The sequence below is a fragment of the Paraburkholderia solisilvae genome (genome assembly GCF_902859875.1).
Lineage (GTDB): Bacteria > Pseudomonadota > Gammaproteobacteria > Burkholderiales > Burkholderiaceae > Paraburkholderia > Paraburkholderia solisilvae.
The window spans coordinates 42,775-62,904 of record NZ_CADIKF010000039.1 but is presented as its reverse complement, the minus strand read 5'-3'; the positions used below and the strand labels follow the sequence as shown (position 1 = coordinate 62,904).

Here is a 20,130-nt window from a genome sequence, read left to right as displayed (position 1 = left end):
CGCTACGCGTGCTTTCGCGCAGCCCCGCGCGCACCGCAATAACGCTGGAGCACTCATGCTCTATCAATTTCACGAATTCCAGCGGGCATTGTTGAGCCCGCTCACCGCCTGGGCTCAGGCCGCATCGAAGTCGTTCGCGAATCCGGCCAGTCCGCTCGCGTATGTGCCGGGCGCCACGCGCCTGTCGGCGGGCTACGAACTGCTGTACCGGCTCGGCAAGGACTATGAAAAGCCCGACTTCGAGCTGCATCAGATCGTCAAGGACGGCCATAACATTCCGATCATCGAACAGACGATCATCGAAAAGCCGTTTTGCCGGCTGATGCGCTTCAAGCGCTTTGCCGACGATGGCGACGCGGTCGCCCAGATGAAGGACGAACCGGTCGTGCTGGTATGCGCGCCGCTGTCGGGCCACCACGCGACGCTGCTGCGCGACACCGTGCGCACGCTGCTGCAGGACCACAAGGTGTACATCACCGACTGGATCGACGCGCGCATGGTGCCGCTCGAGAACGGCTCGTTCGATCTCGACGATTACATCGACTACATCCAGGAATTCATCCGCCACATCGGTGCGAAGAACCTGCATGTCATTTCGGTATGCCAGCCGACCGTGCCGGTGCTCGCGGCAATCGCGCTGATGACGAGCCGCGGCGAAGAAACGCCGCGCACGATGACGATGATGGGCGGCCCGATCGATGCGCGCAAAAGCCCGACATCGGTCAATTCGCTCGCGACGCAACACTCGCTCAACTGGTTCGAAACCAACGTCATTTACAACGTGCCGTCGAACTATCCGGGCGTCGGCCGCAAGGTCTATCCGGGCTTTCTGCAGCATGCGGGCTTTGTCGCGATGAACCCGGAGCGGCACGCGGCATCGCATTGGGATTTTTACCAGAGCCTCATGCGCGGCGACGAAGAGGATGCCGAAGCGCACCGCCGCTTCTACGACGAATACAACGCGGTGCTCGACATGACCGCCGAATATTATCTTCAGACTATCCAGGTCGTGTTCCAGGAGTTCCAGCTCGCGGAAGGAACGTGGGAAGTCGGCGGCGAGCTGGTGCGTCCGCAGGACATCAAACACACGGCCCTCTTCACCATCGAAGGCGAACTCGACGATATCTCCGGCAGCGGCCAGACGCACGCCGCGCACGAGTTGTGCACCGGTATTCCGGCGAAGCATCGCCAGCATTTCACGGCCGAGAAATGCGGGCACTACGGCATTTTCTCGGGTCGCCGCTGGCGCACCATCATCTACCCGCAAATCCGCGATTTCATTCTCGCGCACAGCAAGACGACGAAAAAGGCCGAGGTGGAACGCGTCGAAGCGTAACCCGCATGACGCCGCGCCGCGCTACGGCGCGCCCGCGCATGAACAAACGGCAACGGCCTCTTCGCGAGGCCGTTGCCGTTTCTGTTTCCGCTGCAGCAGAGCTGCCGCCTAGCGGCGCAACAGATACGCAAGCAGAATTTCGGTGTTCATCTGCACGATCTCGCTGCGCTCCGCGGCCGAACTGAAGTCGCGCGCGAGCGTCGCTTCGAGCGTGAAGCGGTTCGACACGATGTAGTAGCCCATGCCGGAGAGCGTCACGTAAAAGCGCAGCGGATCGACGTTGGTGCGAAACAGCCCCGCACGCTGGCCGCGCTCGAGAATGCCGCCGAGCGTCGCGACGATCGGTGAGATCATTTCGCGGATGCGCGTCGACTTGCGCATATAGCGCGCTTCGTGAAGATTCTCGTTGTTGATGAGCCGCAGCAATTCCGGATGGTCGCGATAGTAGTCCCACACGAAATGCGCGAGACGCGTGATCGCCTCGACTGGCGCGATGCCCGCCAGGTCCAGCGTGCGCTCGGCTTCGGTGAGCGCGCTGAACGCGTGCTCCAGTACCGCGGTGAAAAGCTGCTCCTTGCTACCGAAGTAGTAATAGAGCATGCGTTCATTGGTTTCCGCGCGGCGGGCGATCTGATCGACGCGTGCGCCGAACAACCCACCATTCGCGAACTCCTCGGCCGCCGCGAGCAGGATACGGCGACGGGTGCCTTCAGGATCTCTTTTGATTTTCGGCTGATTCATGGTGGCAACGTGCTTCGTGAGCCGCGTATTCCGGATCACACCGCCAGCATCATGTCGGCGCTTCTGATTGATCGGGCTTCCTGAGCGGACTTCCTGATCGAAGCAACATGGGCGGCGCTGCGCGGGCTGGTTGGTGGGAACACCCTCCTGCGGTCATTCGTAAAGCGCTTCGATTATGGCACATGGTTCGGCAATGGCAACTGGGGAAATCGGCGATAATAGGCAACTGGCCAAAGCCTTGTGTCCCAACCCCGACACAGCGCGTGAACAAAGTGTTTCGCCCAGGCAACAGCGCCGCGCGGCCGTGCAGCGCGCATGACTGGCATCGCATTTGCCAGCGCCGGCGGCAGTCGTGATGTGCGAGCGCCGCCCCGACCATCGCCCGCAAGCGGAAACAACGAACCAACCAGGCCGATCCGCATGACCGCCTGCCCCACGCCGTCGGCATCAACGTTCGTGCAGCAAGTCCCGACCTCGTCACCGTGACTGATCCGAAAACTCTCGCAGACCGCATCGAAGATCTGCTTCCCCAAACGCAATGCACGAAGTGCGGCTATCAGGGCTGCCGCCCCTATGCGGAAGCGATTGCGCAAGGCGATGCGAACTACAACCAGTGCCCGCCGGGCGGCGCGCAGGGCATCGCGCGGCTCGCCGCGCTGCTCGGCAAGCCGGTCATTCCGCTCAATCCGGTCAACGGCGTCGAGCGGCCCCGGCCGGTCGCGCTGATCGACGAGAACCTGTGCATCGGCTGCACGTTGTGCATGCAGGCGTGCCCGGTCGATGCGATCGTCGGCGCGGCAAAACAGATGCATACGATGGTCGCCGAGCTCTGCACCGGATGCGATCTATGCGTGCCTCCCTGCCCGGTCGATTGCATCGCGATGATCCCGGTCACCGGCAGCGCGACCGGCTGGGATGCATGGAGCCAGCCCCAGGCCGACGCGGCGCGCGAGCGGTATCACCGGCGCGGTGCGCGTCTCGAGCGCGAACGCGAAGCGTCGGAAGCGCGCGCGGCGGCCCGTCGTTCCGCGACGAGCGGCACGGCGGCCGACAGCGGTGAAGCCCATGCCGACGCGAGTGCGGCAGGCGGCACGGCCGGCGTCGCGAGTGCGCCGGCAACGGCAAACGCACCGCACCACGGCGCCGGCACGCCGCCCTCCGCGAACGTGAGCGCCGATGCGGACGCCGACGCCGATGCCGACGCGAAAAAACGCGCGGTCATTCAGGCCGCGCTCGAACGGGCGCGCAAGAAGAAGGAAGAGTTGGCGGCGAAGGGACAAGGCCCGCAGAACACGGCGAACGTCGATGCCGACGTGCAGGCGCAGATCGACGCCGCCGAAGCGCGCCGCCGGCGCCTGGGCATCGGCGGCGACCCCGGTCAGCCAGCCGCGGGCGGCGCACCGTCGGCACAAGCCGCGCGCGACGCTGGCCGCCCTTCCCCTTCGCACGCGGCGAACGAACGCACCGACGCGCAGCACCGCACGAACGCCGACCGTAAAGGCCACAGCGACCACAGCGACCACGGCGACCACGGCGACCACGGCGACGACGGCAGCAGCAACGCCACGCACTCCGCCTCCGATCACTCCAACCCGAAGCGCTGAAGCGCCGACCCCGCCGCATGAACGCGAACAAACGCCGCGCGATCTTCGAGACGCTGCAAAGCCTGAACCCGCATCCGACCACCGAGCTCGAGTACACGACGCCGTTCGAACTGCTGATCGCCGTGATGCTGTCGGCGCAGGCCACCGACGTGTCGGTCAACAAGGCGATGCGCAAGATGTTCCCGGTCGCCAACACGCCGCAGCAAATCGTCGAGCTGGGTGAAGCGGGCGTCACGGAATACATCAAGACGATCGGCCTGTACCGGACCAAGGCAAAGAACGTGGTGGCCGCCTGCCGGATTCTGATCGACCAGTACGGCGGCGCCGTGCCGGCCGAGCGCGAAGCGCTGGAAAGCCTGCCGGGCGTCGGGCGCAAGACCGCGAACGTCGTGCTGAACACCGCGTTCGGCCATCCGACGATCGCCGTCGACACACATATCTTTCGGGTTGCGAATCGAACCGGACTTGCGCCGGGCAAAGACGTACGCGCGGTCGAAGCCGCGCTCGAGAAGTTCACGCCAGCCGAGTTCAGACACGATGCGCATCATTGGCTGATCCTGCACGGCCGTTATGTGTGCAAGGCGCGCCGCCCGGAATGCTGGCACTGCGTGATCGAGCCGCTGTGCGAGTTCAAGCCGAAGACGCCGCCGCCCGATCTGTGAAGCGTGCGGACCGTGCCGCGTGCGCCACGCGCGGACGCGGGCTCGGGCTCGCACTCGCGCATAAGCATGAGCGCACACAGGCGAGGGCACGGGCGCCAGCACCGGCGCGCGGACACGGACACGGACGCGGGCATCGGCGGGCGGGCGCGGACGCTACCGCGTAAAATATGACTCATCGCATCGCGCGTGACCGCTCTGCGTCGCCGCGCCCGCCTCAACTGCTGGATTTGTTGATTCCGCTTCCCGCACTCACTACTACGATGTTCAATCCCAGCCGCGACGAAGTCCGACGTTTTTTCACCGACACCTGGCGCAAGCAGCGCGCCGGCGAAATTCTGACACCGCTCGAATCGATCGCGGCGGACTGGATCGTCGAGCATCCGGAATATCACGCCGATCTGACCGATCCCGACGCGGCCAGCGCGCAGGATTATTCGCCTGAGCGCGGCCAGACGAATCCGTTTCTGCATCTGTCGATGCACCTCGCGATCAGCGAGCAGTTGTCGATCGATCAACCGCCCGGCATTCGCATCGCGCACGAGCGGCTCGTTGCGCGGCTCGGTTCGACGCACGATGCGCAGCACGCGATCATGGAATGTCTTGGCGAGACGATCTGGGAAGCGCAACGCACCAACACACCGCCCGACACGGACGCCTACCTGCAACGTATCGAGCGCCGCGCGACGCGTGACTGAAATACACGCGTGAGCAGGAACCGGCGCGACGCGACCGGGAGTGTGGCTCACGCGGCATCAGGCGGCATCAAGCGGCACCACGCGGCATCATGCGCAAGCGACCGCTACCGCCTCGACACATCTGACGCACAAAAGCAAACACCCCGCACGCAGCGGGGTGTTCTTCATCGAAACTGGTGAACTGGCGAACCGGTGAAACTCGCCGATCGACCGATTACTTCTTCTCGACCAGATCGCCTTTCAGCGATTCGATATAGGCGGCGATGTCCTTCATGTCGTTCAGCGACAGGCTCTGCACCTGCGCCTGCATGATCGCGTTGTTGCGACCCAGGTGCGGATTGCCGGTGCCCATCTGATACTGGCGCAGCGCCCAGTAGATGTAGTCCGCGTGCTGCCCCGCGAGCTTCGGATATTCCGGCGTCACCGGATTGTTCAGCTTCGCGCCGTGACAGGCTGCGCAATTGTGGTTTTCAACCAGCGTCTTGCCGTTGTCCGCATCGGCCGCGTGCGCCGCATTCGATGCAACAGCGAAACCGGCCAGCGCAAACGACGCGCATGCAATCTTGAACTTCATGTGGAGGTCGTGTGGGTGCTTCTTCATGAATTCTCCTGGCCCGCGTAGCGGAATGACCGAGCGATCGTGCTAAACAACTGCATCAACAGTGCGCAGCCGGTCATTTGTCGGGGTTGTTCTTCGAAGTGGGAGTTTGCGCCGCGTAGTAGGCGGCGATATCCGCGATATCCTGGTCCGACAGCGAACTCGCGACCGCGCGCATCGTGTCGAAGTGGCGGTCGCCCTTCTTGTACGCATGCAATGCGTTGCTCAGATACGCTGCATTCTGGCCGCCGAGGATCGGTACCCGGTAGACCTCCGGGTAGGCCGTCCGGTAGTCGGGGATACCGTGGCAGCCGATACACATCGCGACCTTGCCCTGGCCCGCTTTCGCGTTGCCGACGACATCCGCTGCGTGCGCACTGGCCGCGAGGCCCGCAATGCCCGACAGCGCTGCGATCACGACGTGTTTGCCGACGAATTTTTTCATAGCTCTTGTAACCTGGCTTGAGGGGAAACGGCACAAAAACGAGGGCACAAAAAACGAGAGCCCAGTGCACGGCGTGCGGCGGCGACCTTATCTGCATGGACAGGGGGCGGCGCAAAAACCTCGACCCCGGTCGACAAGCACGTGCGGCGCACAACGTACAAGCCCCGAATCATGGCCTCAAAAAACGGGCGCACAGAAAAGCGGCGACCCGCGCCATCTTTTCTTGTTGATCGCCACGCAGGCCAAAAAAATCGGCCCAATTGTACCGCGACGCCGCGCCGGACGTCCACCGGACGGGCATCGGCGGATTGTGTCACGCCGCGCGCCGCATCGGGCCGGCATCCGGGCTTACATCTGGACCCCACGCTGCGGACCTGTCCCCCCGGTCTGCAACTGGGTCTGCATGTGGGCTTGCCTGCGTCAGACACCGCGTCTGGTCTAACACGCGCCCGTGGAAATTTCGCTGCGGCGGACCCGCGGCACACCGCTGCCCGCCTCCTTTCACGCCAATCGCGAGCCAATCGCGAGCCGAGCGCCCGACACGCGCGACCGCGCCACGAGGTGTGAGGCAGCACACCCAGCGCAACACCGGTAACGCGGGCGAAACGATAAGCCCGCAGCGCCAGGGCCGCCAGCCCATCTGCCTTATACTGGGATTTTCCCCGAACGAGCGTCCCGCCATGCGTTTCGAAGGCTCATCGCAGTACGTCGCCACCGACGACCTGAAGCTCGCGGTCAACGCCGCGATGACGTTGCGGCGGCCGCTGCTGATCAAGGGTGAACCCGGCACCGGCAAGACGATGCTGGCGGAGGAAGTCGCGGCCGCCCTCGGCATGCCGCTTCTGCAATGGCACATCAAGTCGACGACCAAGGCCCAGCAAGGCCTCTACGAATACGACGCGGTATCGCGGCTGCGCGATTCGCAGCTCGGCGACGAGCGCGTAAAGGACATCCGTCATTACATCGTGAAAGGTGTGTTGTGGCAGGCGTTCGAAGCGGACCAGCAAACGGTGCTGCTGATCGACGAAATCGACAAGGCCGACATCGAGTTTCCGAACGATCTGCTGCGCGAACTCGACCGGATGGAGTTCTACGTGTACGAAACGCGCGAGCTCGTGAAAGCGAAGCAGCGCCCGCTCGTGATCATCACGTCGAACAACGAAAAGGAATTGCCGGACGCGTTTCTGCGCCGGTGCTTTTTCCACTACATCAAGTTCCCCGAGCCGGCGACGATGCAGAGAATCGTCGAGGTGCACTATCCCGGCATCAAGCAGGAACTGCTGCGCGCGGCGCTCGAAAGCTTCTACGAACTGCGCAACGTATCGGGCCTGAAGAAAAAGCCGTCGACCTCCGAACTGCTCGACTGGCTCAAATTGCTGCTCGCCGAAGACATCCCGCCCGAAGCGCTGCATTCGAGCGATCACAAGCAGGTCGTGCCGCCGCTCGCCGGCGCGCTGCTGAAAAACGAGCAGGACGTGGCGCTGTTCGAGCGCCTCGTGTTTATGAACCGCAACAACCGTTGAAGTTGAGCGGGCGCCGCACGGCGGAGAATCCGGCATGCTGATCGACTTTTTCTATACGCTGCGCGCCGCGAAACTGCCGGTGTCGGTGAAGGAATATCTGACGCTGCTCGAAGCGCTCAAAGCCAACGTGATCGCACCGTCGCTCGACGAGTTCTACTATCTGTCGCGCATGACGCTCGTGAAGGACGAACAGTACTTCGACAAGTTCGACCAGGCGTTCGGCGAGTATTTCAAGGGCATCGAACAGACGGCCGCGCTCGCGCTCGATCTGCCCGACGACTGGCTCGTCAACAAAATGAAGCGCGATCTGACGCCTGCGGAAAAGGCGCAGATCGAAGCGCTCGGCGGCCTCGACAAGCTGATGGAACGCCTGAAACAGGTCTTCGACGAGCAGCAGGGCCGTCACGAAGGCGGCGGCAAATGGATCGGCACAGGCGGCACCTCGCCGTTCGGCAATGGCGGCTACAACCCGGAAGGCATCCGTATCGGCGGCGACGACGCCGCGGGCAATCGCAGCGCGGTGAAGGTGTGGGACGCGCGCGCGTATCGCGACTACGACGACCAGGTCGAGATCGGCACGCGCAACATCAAGGTCGCGCTGCGGCGCCTGCGCCGCTTCGCGCGCGAAGGCGCGGCCGAAGAACTCGATTTGCCCGACACGATCCGCAGCACCGCCGCGAACGCCGGCTGGCTCGACCTGAAGATGGTGCCGGAGCGGCACAACAACGTGAAAGTGCTGATGCTGCTCGACGTCGGCGGCTCGATGGACGATCACATCAAACGCACGGAAGAACTCTTTTCAGCCGCGAAGGCCGAGTTCAAGCATCTCGAGTTCTACTACTTCCACAACTGCGTGTACGACTTCCTGTGGAAGAACAATCGACGCCGCCACACCGAACGCACGTCGACGTGGGACGTGCTGCACAAGTTCACTACGGACTACAAGCTGATCTTCGTCGGCGACGCGACGATGAGCCCGTACGAGGTGCTGCAACCGGGCGGCTCGGTCGAATACAACAACCATGAAGCGGGCGCGATCTGGCTGCGGCGCCTCGCCGACCATTTCCCGCACTTCGCGTGGCTCAATCCGGAACCGGAAGGTCTGTGGGAATACCGGCAGTCGGTGTCGGTGATTCGCGAGGTGCTCAGCCACCGGATGTACCCGCTCACGCTCGCCGGACTCGAAGCGGCGATGCGGGTGCTCAGCAAGTAGATCGCCGCGCGGGCAGACCGTTGCGGATGCGGGCCATCGCGGGCGCGCGCCGTTGCGGAGTCCGGTGTGACGAACAGTCCCGCAGCAGGCTTGCCGCTGCGCGATTGTGCCGACCGACGCGGGCAAACCCTCGGTCCACCGCGCGCACAAACAGGACAAAACGCGACAGAATGCGGCAGAATGCCGCACTGAATTCGCGTCAAACCGTATCAATCACGCAACACAATAACGCAACATAACAATCTCTGAGACCTCGTTCGCATGAGTTCCCCCTCTCCCAATCTGTCGCCCGCCGCGCCCGCTCCATTGAGACCGCTTGCCGATACGTCGCTATCGGCATTGGTCGCCGGCTTCGTCGCGATGATGACGGGCTACACGAGCTCACTCGTGCTGATGTTCCAGGCCGGCCGCGCCGCGCATCTGACCGATGCGCAGATTTCGTCGTGGATCTGGGCGCTGTCGATCGGCATGGGGCTTTGCACGATCGGCCTGTCGCTGCGCTTTCGCGCGCCGATCGTGATCGCGTGGTCGACGCCCGGCGCCGCGCTGCTGGTCGCGTCGCTGCCGAACGTCGGCTATGCGCAGGCGATCGGCGCGTTTATCGCGTGCGCACTGCTGCTGACCGCGGTCGGGTTGACCGGCTGGTTCGACACGCTGATGAAAAAGATTCCGGCCGGCATCGCCTCGGCGCTGCTCGCCGGCATCCTGTTCGAGATCGGCATCGAAATCTTTCGCGCCGCGCAATTCCAGACCGCGCTCGTGCTCGCGATGTTCTTCACGTACCTCGCGGTGAAGCGGGTTGCGCCGCGCTACGCGATCGTCACGACGCTGCTGGTCGGCGCGGCGGTGGCCGGCGGCCTCGGCCTGCTCGAATTCAGCCACTTCCAGATCGCGCTCGCGAAGCCGGTGCTGACCGTGCCCGCGTTCTCGCTGTCCGCGATCGTCAGCATCGGCATCCCGCTGTTCGTGGTCGCGATGGCGTCACAGAACGTGCCCGGCATCGCGGTATTGCGCGCCGACGGTTACACGACGCCGTCCTCGCCGCTGATCGCGACCACCGGCCTCGCATCGTTGCTGCTCGCGCCGTTCGGCTCGCACGGCATCAATCTGGCGGCGATCACCGCGGCAATCTGCACCGGCCGCGACGCGCACGAAGACCGTACAAAGCGCTATACGGCCGCGCTCTGGTGCGGCGTCTTCTATCTGATCGCCGGCGTGTTCGGCGCGACCATCGCGGCGCTCTTCGCCGCGCTGCCCAAAGCGCTCGTCGTGTCGGTCGCGGCGCTCGCGCTGTTCGGCTCGATCATGAGCGGCCTCGCAAACGCGATGCAGGACGGCCGGCAACGCGAGGCGGCGCTCGTCACGTTTATGGTGACCGCGTCCGGATTGACGTTGCTGTCGATCGGTTCGGCGTTCTGGGGTCTGGTCGCGGGCGTGCTGACCCAGTTCGTGCTGAACGCACGCAAGCGATGACGCCCGCGCGCCATGCGGCGGCTGCATACGGCGCAACGCTCCGGCGCCCGCCGAGCGCCTGAATACACGCGCATGGCACGCCGGATGCGGCTTTCCGGCGACGCACAAGGCTCGCCGGACGCCCGCCGCATGCGGCCCGCACCACCAATCGAACCACGGGCAGCCGATCCGCCATAAAATGAACGGATCGGACGGTATTCCGTGCGACGCGTGGCGGCCATCTATCGGGAGGCCGTTGCGCGCCGGCATCGAATGCCGCGCCGCCCCGGCACTGCGGGACCTGCGGGATGACCGGTTCGCCGGCCAGCCGGCAACAGATCGGCACCACCGGCAGCGTCATCATTTTCTGACCACGGCGCGCACGCGCCTTAAAGGCTCGACATGACTACTGCACTCGATCAACTCAAGCAATTCACGACTGTCGTCGCCGACACCGGCGACTTCCAGCAACTCGCCCAGTACAAACCGCAAGACGCGACAACCAACCCGTCGCTGGTACTGAAGGCCGTGCAGAAGGACGACTACAAGCCTCTGCTCGAAAAAACCGTGCGCGATCACGCGTCGAAGCCGGTCGGCGCGATCATCGACCATCTGCTGATCGCGTTCGGCACCGAGATTCTGAAAATCGTCCCGGGCCGCGTATCGACCGAAGTCGACGCACGGCTGTCGTTCGACACGAAAGCGTCGCTCGACAAGGCGCGCGAGCTGATCGCGCACTACAAGAAAGCGGGCATCGAGCGCGAGCGCGTGCTGATCAAGCTCGCCTCGACGTGGGAAGGCATCCGCGCGGCCGAAGTGCTGCAGAAGGAAGGCATCAAATGCAACATGACGCTGCTGTTCTCGCTCGCGCAGGCGGCCGCCGCCGCTGAAGCGGGCGCGCAGCTGATCTCGCCGTTCGTCGGCCGCATCTACGACTGGTACAAGAAGAACGCCGGCAGCAACTGGGACGAGGCGCGCGACGGCGGCGCGAACGACCCGGGCGTGCAGTCGGTGCGCCGCATTTACGCGTACTACAAGAAGTTCGGCTACCCGACCGAAGTGATGGGCGCGAGCTTCCGCACGCCGGGTCAGGTTCTCGAACTGGCCGGCTGCGATCTGCTGACGATCAGCCCGGACCTGCTGCAAAAGCTGCACGACAGCACGGACAAGGTCGAACGCAAGCTGTCGCCGGATGCGAGCAAGAATGCGGAAATCGCGCGCGTGCCGGTCGATGAGCCGTCGTTCCGTTTCCTCGTCAACGATGAGGCAATGGCGACCGAAAAGCTGTCCGAAGGCATCCGCGTGTTCGCCGCCGATGCGGTCAAGCTCGAAAAGCTGATCGAATCGCTGCGTTAAACAGTGCGTTGTGGGCGCGGCGCGGGCGGTTGTCCGCAGCGTGTCCGGCAATGCGTGTCGTGGAAAACGGCGCGTACGGCTTTTCTGCCGTACGCGCTTTTTTATGATGCATCGTGTGATGTGCCGGCGTGCCATGTGCGCCATCCGTATCGTCTTGCGCCCAGCGCGCGCCAGGCAATCAAACTTTCACAGTCTCGCGAGACACGCGGACTAGAATCGTCAGCACAGCTTGTGTTTCGCCAATGACGCGCGCGACACGCTGATCCAGGGAGACAACGATGCTAGTCCAGCCTTACCTCTTCTTTAACGGCCGCTGCGCAGAAGCGCTCCAGTTCTACCGCGAGAAGCTCGGCGCCGACGTGCTGTTCCAGAAGTATTTCCGGGAGGCGCCGCCGAACCCCGAACGCCCGATCAAGCCCGGCACCGAAGACAAGATCATGCACTGCACATTTCGCATCGGCGCGACCGAGCTGATGGGGTCCGACGGCGACTGCGAACCGGGAAACGCTATGCCAAGCGGCTTCGGACTGTCGCTGACCGGCGACGACCGCGCGTCCGCCGAGCGGCTGTTCAACGCGCTCAGCGACGGCGGCAACGTGCTGATGCCCTGGCAGCCGACTTTCTGGACCGATGGCTTCGGTATGGTGACTGACCGCTTCGGCATCCTGTGGATGGTGACGAGCCCGCACTACGCCGGTCAGACGAATTGATTACCCTTTGGAGGGGGCCGTTGCATCGGGAATCGCTGAATCGAGATCGCCGACTCGGGGATCGTTGACTCGAGATCGCCGACTCGCGATCGCTGGCTCCGTTTGCTGAACTGGTCCGCTCAATCTCTCGCATGAATCAACCCGCCGCGGCGGCGCGTCATCACACCACGCGCCGCCGCGTCAATGCTGTTCCTGATGTTCGTGCCGGTGCGCGACCCGCGTGCGCCGTTCGATGTTCCAACCAGGCTCGGTTTCAACGAGCAGCGCACGCAAGCGCTCCACCTGTTCCGCGACCCGTTCGTTCAACCAGCACGGTCCTTGCAGCTCCGCGGCCGCGCCGGCGAATGCGGCAGGGTCCAGCAGCGCGGGCGGCAGCGCGTCGGGCATCCTGAAGTGCGGCATATTCGTAAAGCGCAGTGCACGCGCGAGGTCGAGCAGCACGGCGCGCACTGCGCTCGCATCCCGTCCGCACTGCCCGGCAAACCCGGCGCGCAGCGCCGCATCGCCACGCGTCAGCACACCGTTCGACATGATCTCCAACGCACTCAATAGCATGCGGTGCAGTTGCTGGATCTGATCGAGCCGCCCCGGCGCGACCTCGATCTCCTTCGCGACCCACGGCATCACCGCGCGCAATTGCACGAGCCGCCGCCCCATGCGCAGAAACGCCGCGTTCTGTTCTTCAGCGGAAAGCCAGTCGCCATGCGCCATCCGCGTATAGATGCGCGCGCATTCGCGCAGATTGTCGGAAAGCAGGTAGCGCCACGTGTAGGTCGCGTGCAGCGGCAGCGCGAATGAAAACGCGAGCGCGATAACCGTGCCGATCGCGACATCGGCCGCGCGCCACAAGCCGTCGGCCACCTGGTTGTCGCCGAAGCCGCCGACGATGCACATCGTGATCGCGGTCAGCAACGCCATATAGCCGTACGCGCCGATCGCAAACGACCCGCAGATGGCCGCGACCGCCGACATCAGAAGCGCCGTCGCGACGAACGAGCCGAACAGCGTGTGCTGGACGATCAGCGCCAGGCCGAGCGCGGCGCCGAGCAGCGTGCCGATGGTCCGCTCGAGCGCCTTGCGGCGAATATTGCCGTGATGCTGCAGGCCGCCGATTACGATCAGCACGGTAATCGATGCCCAGATGCCGTGCGGCACGTCGGTCGCGTAGATCAACACGATCGATACCAGCATCGCGATGCCGACACGCAGGCCGTGCAGCACTTTCGCGTTCCGGTAACGGTAGTACGGCGAGGTCAGCGTGCGCAGCAGACGGGCGACGCTCGAGCGTCGCCGCGCGCCTTGCGCGATGGCCGGGCCGCCGGGGGCGTGTTTCGAATCGTCCAGAGCCATAGACGCCTCGCAGTCGTTCGAATGGGGGGGCGCGTCAGTGCATGCTTGACACCGCACAGTATCGCGCACGTCGACGCAGCCCGGAAAGTGCCACGCCAAAGAAAATCGCCCGGCTAGCGCGCGCCGGGCGATTTTCCAGAGGTCGACCCGGCGTCGCCGCGCACCTTCACGCAGTGGCGCCGGGAAAAGCTGCACATTTCATCGGACCGTCGAAACTGCCCGCGGCGTCACATCGCACCGTACTGCCGGCACTGCACCGCACTGCTTTACTTTGCACCGCGCCACGGCACGGCACCGCACGGCGCCACAGCACCGCACTCCGCCACGGCACGCCACGGTATGGCACGGTATGGCACGGTATGGCACGGCATGCAAACAGCATCACCGGCTGCCGTTGCGGATGCGCCGCACCGCGTCGGCATCGACCGGCGGCGCCTGATTACCCCACGCACTGCGAATGAACGTGACGACGTCCGCAACCTGCTGATCGTTGAGCCGCTCGCCGAACGCGGGCATCGTGAACACGGTCGGCGCGCTCTGCGTGCCGGGCATCGATGCGCCGTGCAGCACGAGACTGATCAGCGAAGTCGGATCCTGCGCGTTCACCGTTGCGCTGAGCGCGAGCCGGGGAAAGACGCCGTCGTAGCCGTTGCCGTCCGAGCGATGGCAAGCCGCGCAATTGTCGAGGAAGGTTCGCGCACCCGGCGCGCCGGTCTGCCCCGCATGCAGCGCGAGCGCCGCCGTATCGTCGTACACCAGCGACGCCCGCTGACCAGCCGGCGCAAGCGATTGCAGATAGTCGGCGATCGACCTGAGGTCCGTGTCGCTCATGTACTGCGTGCTGTCGAGCACGACGTCGTGCATTCCGCCGAACGCGGCCGAGTGCGCATTGCGGCCCGCCTTCAGGAACGCGACGATATCCTCGCGGCTCCAGTCGCCGAGACCGTCCGCGCGATCGTCGCGCAGATTGTTCGCGAACCACTGCTCGACCACGCCGCCTTGCAGGAAGGCCGGGCCGCCGGTGTCGTTGAGCGCCCTTTCCTGCAACAGCATGCCGCGTGACGTGTGACACGCGCCGCAATGCCCGAGGCCTTCGACGAGATAGCGGCCGCGTTCGAGCGAGACCGTCGCATCATCCGCGGCTTGCGCATTCGCGCCGGCCGCGACGCCGGGCGCGAACGCGATGCGCCACAGCGCGAGCGGCCAGCGCATCGACAACGGCCAGCGAATACCGTTTGCCGTGCGCGGCTGATGAACCGCCGTGACGCCATGCATGAAGTACGCGTAGAGCGCCTTCACGTCATCCGGCTGGATGCGCGCATATGACGGATACGGCATCGCCGGATACAGCGTATAGCCCCCCTTCGACACACCGTGCCGCAGCGCGTTGTCGAAGTCCGCATATGTGTCGCCGCCGATGCCGGTTTGCGCGTCCGGCGTGATGTTGGTCGAGAAGACGGTGCCGATTGGCGTCTGCAGTGGCAGGCCGCCCGCAAACGGCTTGCCGCCCTCCGCGGTATGGCACGCGGCGCAGTCGGCGACGCGTGCGAGGTATTCGCCTCGTTTGATCAGTGCCGCGTCGTCAAAGCCGGTGCTCGTGCTCGTGCCGGTGCCGGTGCCGGTGCCAGTGCCAGTGCCAGCGCCGATGCTCGCGCTCGCGCCGCCGCTGATACCAGCGCCAACCGAAGCGCCAACCGAAGCGCCACCGGAGGACGCCGCCACCGCGAGCGCGCCAGCCCCACCAAACAATGTGAACGCAACGGCAAGCGCCGCCGCGCCCACCGCCCAGGAGCGAAGTTTAGTCAGCGCGCGTCTCATGCTTGCACCATCGGGCCGGGGTTCTTCAAATACTGTTCGCGAATCGCGCGCGCCGCCCAGTAGCTGAGCGCGCCGACCAGGCCGGTCGGGTTGTAGCCGAAGTTCTGCGGGAACGCGGACGAGCCCAGCACGAACACGTTGTGCACATCCCAGCTCTGCAGATAGCGGTTCACGACGCTCGTCTTCGGATCGCCGCCCGACACCGCGCCGCCCGTCGTATGCGTGCTCTGATAGACGCGCGTATCGAAGTGCGAGCCCAGTTTGCGCGCGTTCACATCGACGTGATCGGTCAGCACGCGCGCAACGCGTTCAGCCTGCGCGACCGTGTACTGCGTCATCTTCAACTCGTTCTCGTGCCAGTCGAACGTGACGCGCAACAGCGGCTGGCCGTAGGCATCCTTATAGTTCGGATCGAGACTCAGGTAGTTGTCGCGATAGGACATCACCGAGCCTTGCGCGACGATCGTCATCATCCGCTGGTAGCTGTCCTGCACAGCGGCCTTCCAGCCGCTGCCCCAGCCCTTCGTGCCTTTCGGCACGCCCGCTTGCCCGATCGGGCGGCCGCCGGTTCGATTGTGGCGAACGTTCGCGCCGCCGATAAAACCAAGCGGACCGTGATCGAAGTTGTCGCCGTTGAAATCGTCGATCGACTGACCGCCGCCGCCCGCGCCGATAAACGGATTGAGTTGCGTGCCCTGCGGCAGGAACGCATTCACGCCGCCGTTCATCTGATACGCGAAGTTGCGGCCGACCACGCCCTCGCCGGTCGCCGGATCGTACGGCTGGCCGATGCCCGACAGCAGCAGGAGCCGCACGTTGTGCATCTGGAACGCGCTCAGAAACACGATGTCGGCCGGCTGCTCGATCTCGCGCCCTTGCGCGTCGATATAGGTGACGCCGGTCGCGACCTTGCCGCTCGCATCGCGATTGACGCGCAGCACCTGGCAGCGCGTGCGCAGCTCGAAGTTCTTCTTCTGGTACAGCGCCGGATGAATCGCGGTCTGCGGCGACGACTTCGAATACATATAGCAGCCGAAGTCTTCGCAGTAGCCGCAGAAGTTGCACGGTCCCAGACGCACACCGTACGGATTCGTGTATGGCGTCGAGACGTTCGCGGCCGGAATCGGGAACGGCTCGTAGCCGAGCTCGCGCGCGGCACGCGCGAACAGCTGCGCACCGTAGACGTCCTTCAGCGGCGGCGTCGGATACTCCCTGCTGCGCCACGACTCGTGACGGTTACCGCCCGGCACGAGATTGCCGTTCAGGTTGCCCGCCTTGCCCGAGATGCCGGCCACTTCATCGAAGCGCGTGAAATACGGCTCGAGCTCGTCGTAGCTGACGCCGAAATCCTGAATCGTCATATCGTCCGGAATGAACGACTTGCCGTAGCGCTGCTCATAGTGGCTGCGCAATTGCAGGTCCGACGCGTGCGGACGCCACGTCAGTCCGTTCCAGTGAAAGCCCGCGCCGCCGACGCCGTTGCCAAGCAACATCGCGCCGTGCTGCCGGTAAGGCACCGCGAGACCGTCCGGCGCATGCCGGAACGTGAGCGTCTCCTTCGACAGATCCTGATACAGCTTGCCGCGAATCGCATACGAGAGTTCGTCCGCGATATTCGGGTATTTCGCGGTGTTCGCCGTGTCCTGCATCTCGCCGCGTTCGAGCGCGAGCACGTTCAGTCCCGCTTCGGTCATTTCCATCGCCATGATCGCGCCGGTCCAGCCGAACCCGACCATCACCGCATCGACCTTGTCTTTTTTGATCGCCATCGTTATGCCTGCTCTCCGAGAATCGACACCGGACCGAGCGGGTATTTCGCGCCCGGCTGATCGATCCAGTCCGCGTAGTCCGCGCGAGCGCCGGGAAAACCGATCATCTTCCAGCCGGACATGCCCTTGTTGCCGCCATACATCGGATCGGCGAAGTAACCCTCTTTGGTGTTCTTCAGCAGCGTGTTGAAGAAGAGCTTCGGCGGTACCGCGTCCAGTTGCAGCTTGCCCGCTTCGAGTTGCTCGAGCACCTGCACGCGCGTGTCGCGCGACAGCTCGGCAAACACCTTGCCGTGATCGCGCACGCACGCCGCGTTGCACGCTTCGATGCCATGCCGGTAGATATCGCGCGGCACGAGACCCAGCTGATAACCGAGTTCGGGCACCGCCTCCGGATGAAACGGGCCTTGCATATACCAGAGCCGGCCATGACCGTACGGCGTCTCCATCTGCCGGTCGATAAATTCCGGCACGCCGGCTTCGAGTGCGCCCGCGCCGGTGTGATCCGCGGGAATCAGTTCGTCGACCGCCGCATGCACGAAGTCCCACTCCGCGGCAGTGAAAAAGATCGGCGAGTACTTCGCGGCGGCGGCGGTGGCCGTGGCTGTGGCAGCCGGGGCCGTGGCGCTCGCGTTGTCCGTCGCGTGCGACGGGGTGCAGCCTTCTTGCGTGACGATCACCGGCGCAATGGCCGTGGCGGGAAGAATCGTGAATACCTGGCGCAGAAACTTTCTGCGTGGCTGGTCGTCGTTTTTCATCGGGGAACGGGGTTCGTCAATAGACAGGGAAAACGCACCGGTGCGTGGCCGATGCGTGTTGTTCGAATGAGGCGCGTCACATGAAGCGCCGCGAAGAAGCGCGCAGCACGCGCTGGATCGCAGCGCGCGTCGCGCGGATACAGCCGCGCCGAGGGTACGGCTAGAAGGTGGTCCAGTCGTCGCCGGCCTTGACCGGCTTGCTCGCGACAGGCTGCGGCGCGGCGGATTCCGCGGCAGCCGCAGGCGTGGCTGTCGGCGCGGCTTCAGCGGGTTCAACGGAAGCGCGGACCGTGGACGGAGCCACGCGGCGCGCCGCGCGCACGGACGAAGCGGCAGCCGGGGCCGAACCCGCCGGCACCGTGCTTGCCGCACGAGCCGGCGCCACAGCAGCAGTAGCAGCGGGACGCGCGACGCGTTGCACCGCCAGCGCCGCCGTGCCGCCCTGCTCGACCTTGAAGCTCACGACCGCCGCGCGCAGATGACCTGCCTGCTCTTCGAGCGACGTGGCCGCCGCGGCCGCCTCTTCGACGAGCGCGGCATTCTGCTGCGTCACGTGGTCCATCTGCGAGACGGCCTGATTGACCTGTTCGATACCGCGGCTCTGTTCAAGCGACGCGGCCGAGATCTCGCCGACGATATCGTGCACGCGCTCGATCGACTGGCTGATCTGCTCCATCGTGCTGCCCGCGCGCGCGACGAGCTCAGTGCCGCTGCGCACCCGGTCCACCGAGGTGCCGATCAGATCCTTGATCTCCTTGGCGGCCGAGCTCGAACGCTGCGCCAGCGAGCGCACTTCCGCGGCGACCACCGCGAAGCCTCGGCCGTTTTCGCCGGCGCGCGCCGCTTCGACCGCCGCGTTCAGCGCAAGGATATTCGTCTGGAACGCAATGCCTTCGATGATGCTGGTGATCTCGGCGATCTTGCCGGAGCTGTCGCCGATGCCGGTCATCGTGTCGACCACCTGGCCGATGATCTGATTGCCCTCCAGCGTCACGTGCCGCGCGGTCGCGGCGAGCTGGCTCGCCTGCTGCGCGTTGTCCGCGTTGTGCTTGACCGTCGATGTCAGCTCTTCCATGCTCGCCGCCGTTTCCTGCAGCGACGCGGCCTGCTGTTCGGTGCGCGCGGACAGATCCGCGTTGCCGGCCGCCATCTGCCGCGTCGCGGTGGCGATCGCCTCGCTGCCGCCGCGCATGTTGCGCACGGTCTGCAACAGACGCTCCTGCATGTTTGCGATGCCTTGCAACAGCTGGCCCATTTCGTCGCGCGACTTCACGTGAATCGAGCGTGTCAGATCGCCTTGCGCGATCCGCTCGAAATGCGACAGCGCGTCGGCAAGCGGACGCGAAATCGCGCCGCGCAGGCTCGCGAAGCTGCCGATCGCGGAGATCACGCCGAACACCATCGCAACCATCGTGATGATCCGGAACAGCGCAAACGTATGCTCTTGCGCGTTGAAGCTTTCCTTCGCCGACGAGTACTGATATGCCCTCAGCTTCGCGCTCGCATCGTGATACGTGGCATACAGATCGTTGTTCGTCAGCGCCGCCTTCATGATCTGTCCGGTGTCGCCGCCGAGCAGGGCATTGCCGAACGCGTCGAGCCCTTCGTCCATCGCAGTGCGCCGCTGCAACAAATCGCGCGCCAACTGATCTTCGTCAGACATGCGCGGCAGCTTCATGTAGTTGTCGAGCGCGGCGCGCGCTTCGGTGCGATAGTCGCGCGAGTGGCTGACGATGTCGCGCAGATCCGGCGCGGCCGGATTCAGCGCCGCACGGAACAGCGCGGAACGCTCGCGCTGCAAGCTGATCTCCGCGTCGCCAATGTACGTCGCGCTCGGCAGATCGTCGCTGTACGTCTCGCGGTTGGCATCGTTGCTGCTGGTCATCCCCGCGATACCCAGTGCGCCGATCACGAGCAGCAATATGGAAAGCAGCCCCAACGCCAGCGCGAGACGCGATTTGATCGAAACATGCATGTGCTAAACCCCGAAGCTTTATATGTATTTCTGCGATGCTTCTATTTACGGCGCATAGAAGAGACTTCTTTAGCAAATGCTTCAAACTGTGAGAAATGATGGGCGAATGAAATTGAAACGTAGGC

Annotated in this window: 17 protein-coding genes; 9 read left to right on the top strand and 8 right to left on the bottom strand. The window is 64.6% G+C overall.

Annotation, left to right across the window (positions count from 1 at the left end; translation table 11 throughout):
* Positions 1 to 55 precede the first annotated feature (55 nt).
* Positions 56 to 1,336 (top strand): polyhydroxyalkanoate depolymerase, encoded by a 1,281-nt coding sequence (locus HV675_RS22265; protein ID WP_175113258.1) that lies wholly within the window; start codon positions 56 to 58, stop codon positions 1,334 to 1,336.
* Between the two features lie 108 nt (positions 1,337 to 1,444).
* On the opposite strand, the gene HV675_RS22260 is transcribed toward HV675_RS22265, so the two are convergent.
* Positions 1,445 to 2,077 carry a TetR/AcrR family transcriptional regulator gene (locus tag HV675_RS22260; protein ID WP_175113257.1) on the bottom strand — a complete coding sequence of 211 codons (633 nt, stop codon included), beginning with the start codon at positions 2,075 to 2,077 and terminating at the stop codon, positions 1,445 to 1,447.
* Between the two features lie 482 nt (positions 2,078 to 2,559).
* Here HV675_RS22260 and rsxB point away from each other — a divergent pair, with 482 nt between their 5' ends.
* From rsxB to HV675_RS22245, 3 genes are all read left to right on the top strand, one after another.
* Positions 2,560 to 3,681: an electron transport complex subunit RsxB gene (gene rsxB / locus HV675_RS22255; RefSeq protein WP_246270474.1), complete on the top strand. Its 1,122-nt coding sequence runs from the start codon at positions 2,560 to 2,562 to the stop codon at positions 3,679 to 3,681.
* A 17-nt stretch (positions 3,682 to 3,698) separates the two neighbouring features.
* Entirely contained in the window at positions 3,699 to 4,343 is a 645-nt protein-coding gene (gene nth, locus HV675_RS22250) for an endonuclease III (protein ID WP_175113256.1), read from the top strand.
* 260 nt (positions 4,344 to 4,603) lie between these two features.
* Positions 4,604 to 5,038: a DUF1841 family protein gene (locus HV675_RS22245; RefSeq protein WP_175113255.1), complete on the top strand. Its 435-nt coding sequence runs from the start codon at positions 4,604 to 4,606 to the stop codon at positions 5,036 to 5,038.
* 214 nt (positions 5,039 to 5,252) lie between these two features.
* Here HV675_RS22245 and HV675_RS22240 read toward each other — a convergent pair whose 3' ends face one another.
* Positions 5,253 to 5,612: a c-type cytochrome gene (locus tag HV675_RS22240; protein ID WP_246270477.1), complete on the bottom strand. Its 360-nt coding sequence runs from the start codon at positions 5,610 to 5,612 to the stop codon at positions 5,253 to 5,255.
* Positions 5,613 to 5,712: 100 nt separating this feature from the next.
* Positions 5,713 to 6,081, bottom strand: coding sequence for a c-type cytochrome (locus tag HV675_RS22235; RefSeq protein WP_175113253.1), 369 nt, complete (start codon positions 6,079 to 6,081; stop codon positions 5,713 to 5,715).
* Positions 6,082 to 6,761: 680 nt separating this feature from the next.
* Between HV675_RS22235 and HV675_RS22230 the strand changes: the two genes are divergently transcribed.
* The 5 genes from HV675_RS22230 (at position 6,762) to HV675_RS22210 (ending at position 12,335) form a co-directional block, all read left to right on the top strand.
* Positions 6,762 to 7,604 (top strand): AAA family ATPase, encoded by an 843-nt coding sequence (locus HV675_RS22230; RefSeq protein WP_175113252.1) that lies wholly within the window; start codon positions 6,762 to 6,764, stop codon positions 7,602 to 7,604.
* 34 nt (positions 7,605 to 7,638) lie between these two features.
* On the top strand, positions 7,639 to 8,817 hold the full coding sequence (locus tag HV675_RS22225; RefSeq protein ID WP_175113251.1) for a vWA domain-containing protein: 1,179 nt from the start codon (positions 7,639 to 7,641) through the stop codon (positions 8,815 to 8,817).
* 261 nt (positions 8,818 to 9,078) lie between these two features.
* The gene (locus tag HV675_RS22220; RefSeq protein ID WP_175113250.1) at positions 9,079 to 10,290 is read left to right on the top strand and encodes a benzoate/H(+) symporter BenE family transporter; all 1,212 of its coding nucleotides are present in this window, start codon (positions 9,079 to 9,081) and stop codon (positions 10,288 to 10,290) included.
* Positions 10,291 to 10,671: 381 nt separating this feature from the next.
* On the top strand, positions 10,672 to 11,625 hold the full coding sequence (gene tal, locus HV675_RS22215) for a transaldolase (protein ID WP_175113249.1): 954 nt from the start codon (positions 10,672 to 10,674) through the stop codon (positions 11,623 to 11,625).
* 278 nt (positions 11,626 to 11,903) lie between these two features.
* On the top strand, positions 11,904 to 12,335 hold the full coding sequence (locus tag HV675_RS22210; RefSeq protein ID WP_175113248.1) for a VOC family protein: 432 nt from the start codon (positions 11,904 to 11,906) through the stop codon (positions 12,333 to 12,335).
* A 180-nt stretch (positions 12,336 to 12,515) separates the two neighbouring features.
* Here HV675_RS22210 and HV675_RS22205 read toward each other — a convergent pair whose 3' ends face one another.
* The 5 genes from HV675_RS22205 to HV675_RS32795 form a co-directional block, all read right to left on the bottom strand.
* Positions 12,516 to 13,685, bottom strand: a complete 1,170-nt coding sequence (locus tag HV675_RS22205) for an FUSC family protein (RefSeq protein WP_175113247.1) — start codon at positions 13,683 to 13,685, stop codon at positions 12,516 to 12,518.
* Positions 13,686 to 14,066: 381 nt separating this feature from the next.
* Positions 14,067 to 15,503: a cytochrome c gene (locus HV675_RS22200; RefSeq protein ID WP_175113246.1), complete on the bottom strand. Its 1,437-nt coding sequence runs from the start codon at positions 15,501 to 15,503 to the stop codon at positions 14,067 to 14,069.
* Positions 15,500 to 17,272, bottom strand: coding sequence for a GMC family oxidoreductase (locus HV675_RS22195; protein ID WP_175113245.1), 1,773 nt, complete (start codon positions 17,270 to 17,272; stop codon positions 15,500 to 15,502). Before HV675_RS22195 ends, HV675_RS22200 begins: the two co-directional genes overlap by 4 nt.
* 2 nt (positions 17,273 to 17,274) lie before the next feature.
* Positions 17,275 to 18,030 (bottom strand): gluconate 2-dehydrogenase subunit 3 family protein, encoded by a 756-nt coding sequence (locus HV675_RS22190; protein WP_175113244.1) that lies wholly within the window; start codon positions 18,028 to 18,030, stop codon positions 17,275 to 17,277.
* Between the two features lie 160 nt (positions 18,031 to 18,190).
* The gene (locus tag HV675_RS32795; protein ID WP_175113243.1) at positions 18,191 to 20,005 is read right to left on the bottom strand and encodes a methyl-accepting chemotaxis protein; all 1,815 of its coding nucleotides are present in this window, start codon (positions 20,003 to 20,005) and stop codon (positions 18,191 to 18,193) included.
* Positions 20,006 to 20,130 lie beyond the last annotated feature (125 nt).

What these genes read in the sequence shown, in the direction of transcription:
- HV675_RS22265 (WP_175113258.1), top strand. Translation starts at nt 56, where the DNA reads ATGCTCTATCAATTTCACGAATTCCAGCGGGCATTGTTGAGCCCGCTC.
- HV675_RS22260 (WP_175113257.1), bottom strand. Translation starts at nt 2,077, where the DNA reads ATGAATCAGCCGAAAATCAAAAGAGATCCTGAAGGCACCCGTCGCCGT.
- nth (WP_175113256.1), top strand. Translation starts at nt 3,699, where the DNA reads ATGAACGCGAACAAACGCCGCGCGATCTTCGAGACGCTGCAAAGCCTG.
- HV675_RS22245 (WP_175113255.1), top strand. Translation starts at nt 4,604, where the DNA reads ATGTTCAATCCCAGCCGCGACGAAGTCCGACGTTTTTTCACCGACACC.
- HV675_RS22240 (WP_246270477.1), bottom strand. Translation starts at nt 5,612, where the DNA reads ATGAAGTTCAAGATTGCATGCGCGTCGTTTGCGCTGGCCGGTTTCGCT.
- HV675_RS22235 (WP_175113253.1), bottom strand. Translation starts at nt 6,081, where the DNA reads ATGAAAAAATTCGTCGGCAAACACGTCGTGATCGCAGCGCTGTCGGGC.
- HV675_RS22230 (WP_175113252.1), top strand. Translation starts at nt 6,762, where the DNA reads ATGCGTTTCGAAGGCTCATCGCAGTACGTCGCCACCGACGACCTGAAG.
- HV675_RS22225 (WP_175113251.1), top strand. Translation starts at nt 7,639, where the DNA reads ATGCTGATCGACTTTTTCTATACGCTGCGCGCCGCGAAACTGCCGGTG.
- HV675_RS22220 (WP_175113250.1), top strand. Translation starts at nt 9,079, where the DNA reads ATGAGTTCCCCCTCTCCCAATCTGTCGCCCGCCGCGCCCGCTCCATTG.
- tal (WP_175113249.1), top strand. Translation starts at nt 10,672, where the DNA reads ATGACTACTGCACTCGATCAACTCAAGCAATTCACGACTGTCGTCGCC.
- HV675_RS22210 (WP_175113248.1), top strand. Translation starts at nt 11,904, where the DNA reads ATGCTAGTCCAGCCTTACCTCTTCTTTAACGGCCGCTGCGCAGAAGCG.
- HV675_RS22205 (WP_175113247.1), bottom strand. Translation starts at nt 13,685, where the DNA reads ATGGCTCTGGACGATTCGAAACACGCCCCCGGCGGCCCGGCCATCGCG.
- HV675_RS22200 (WP_175113246.1), bottom strand. Translation starts at nt 15,503, where the DNA reads ATGAGACGCGCGCTGACTAAACTTCGCTCCTGGGCGGTGGGCGCGGCG.
- HV675_RS22195 (WP_175113245.1), bottom strand. Translation starts at nt 17,272, where the DNA reads ATGGCGATCAAAAAAGACAAGGTCGATGCGGTGATGGTCGGGTTCGGC.
- HV675_RS22190 (WP_175113244.1), bottom strand. Translation starts at nt 18,030, where the DNA reads ATGAAAAACGACGACCAGCCACGCAGAAAGTTTCTGCGCCAGGTATTC.
- HV675_RS32795 (WP_175113243.1), bottom strand. Translation starts at nt 20,005, where the DNA reads ATGCATGTTTCGATCAAATCGCGTCTCGCGCTGGCGTTGGGGCTGCTT.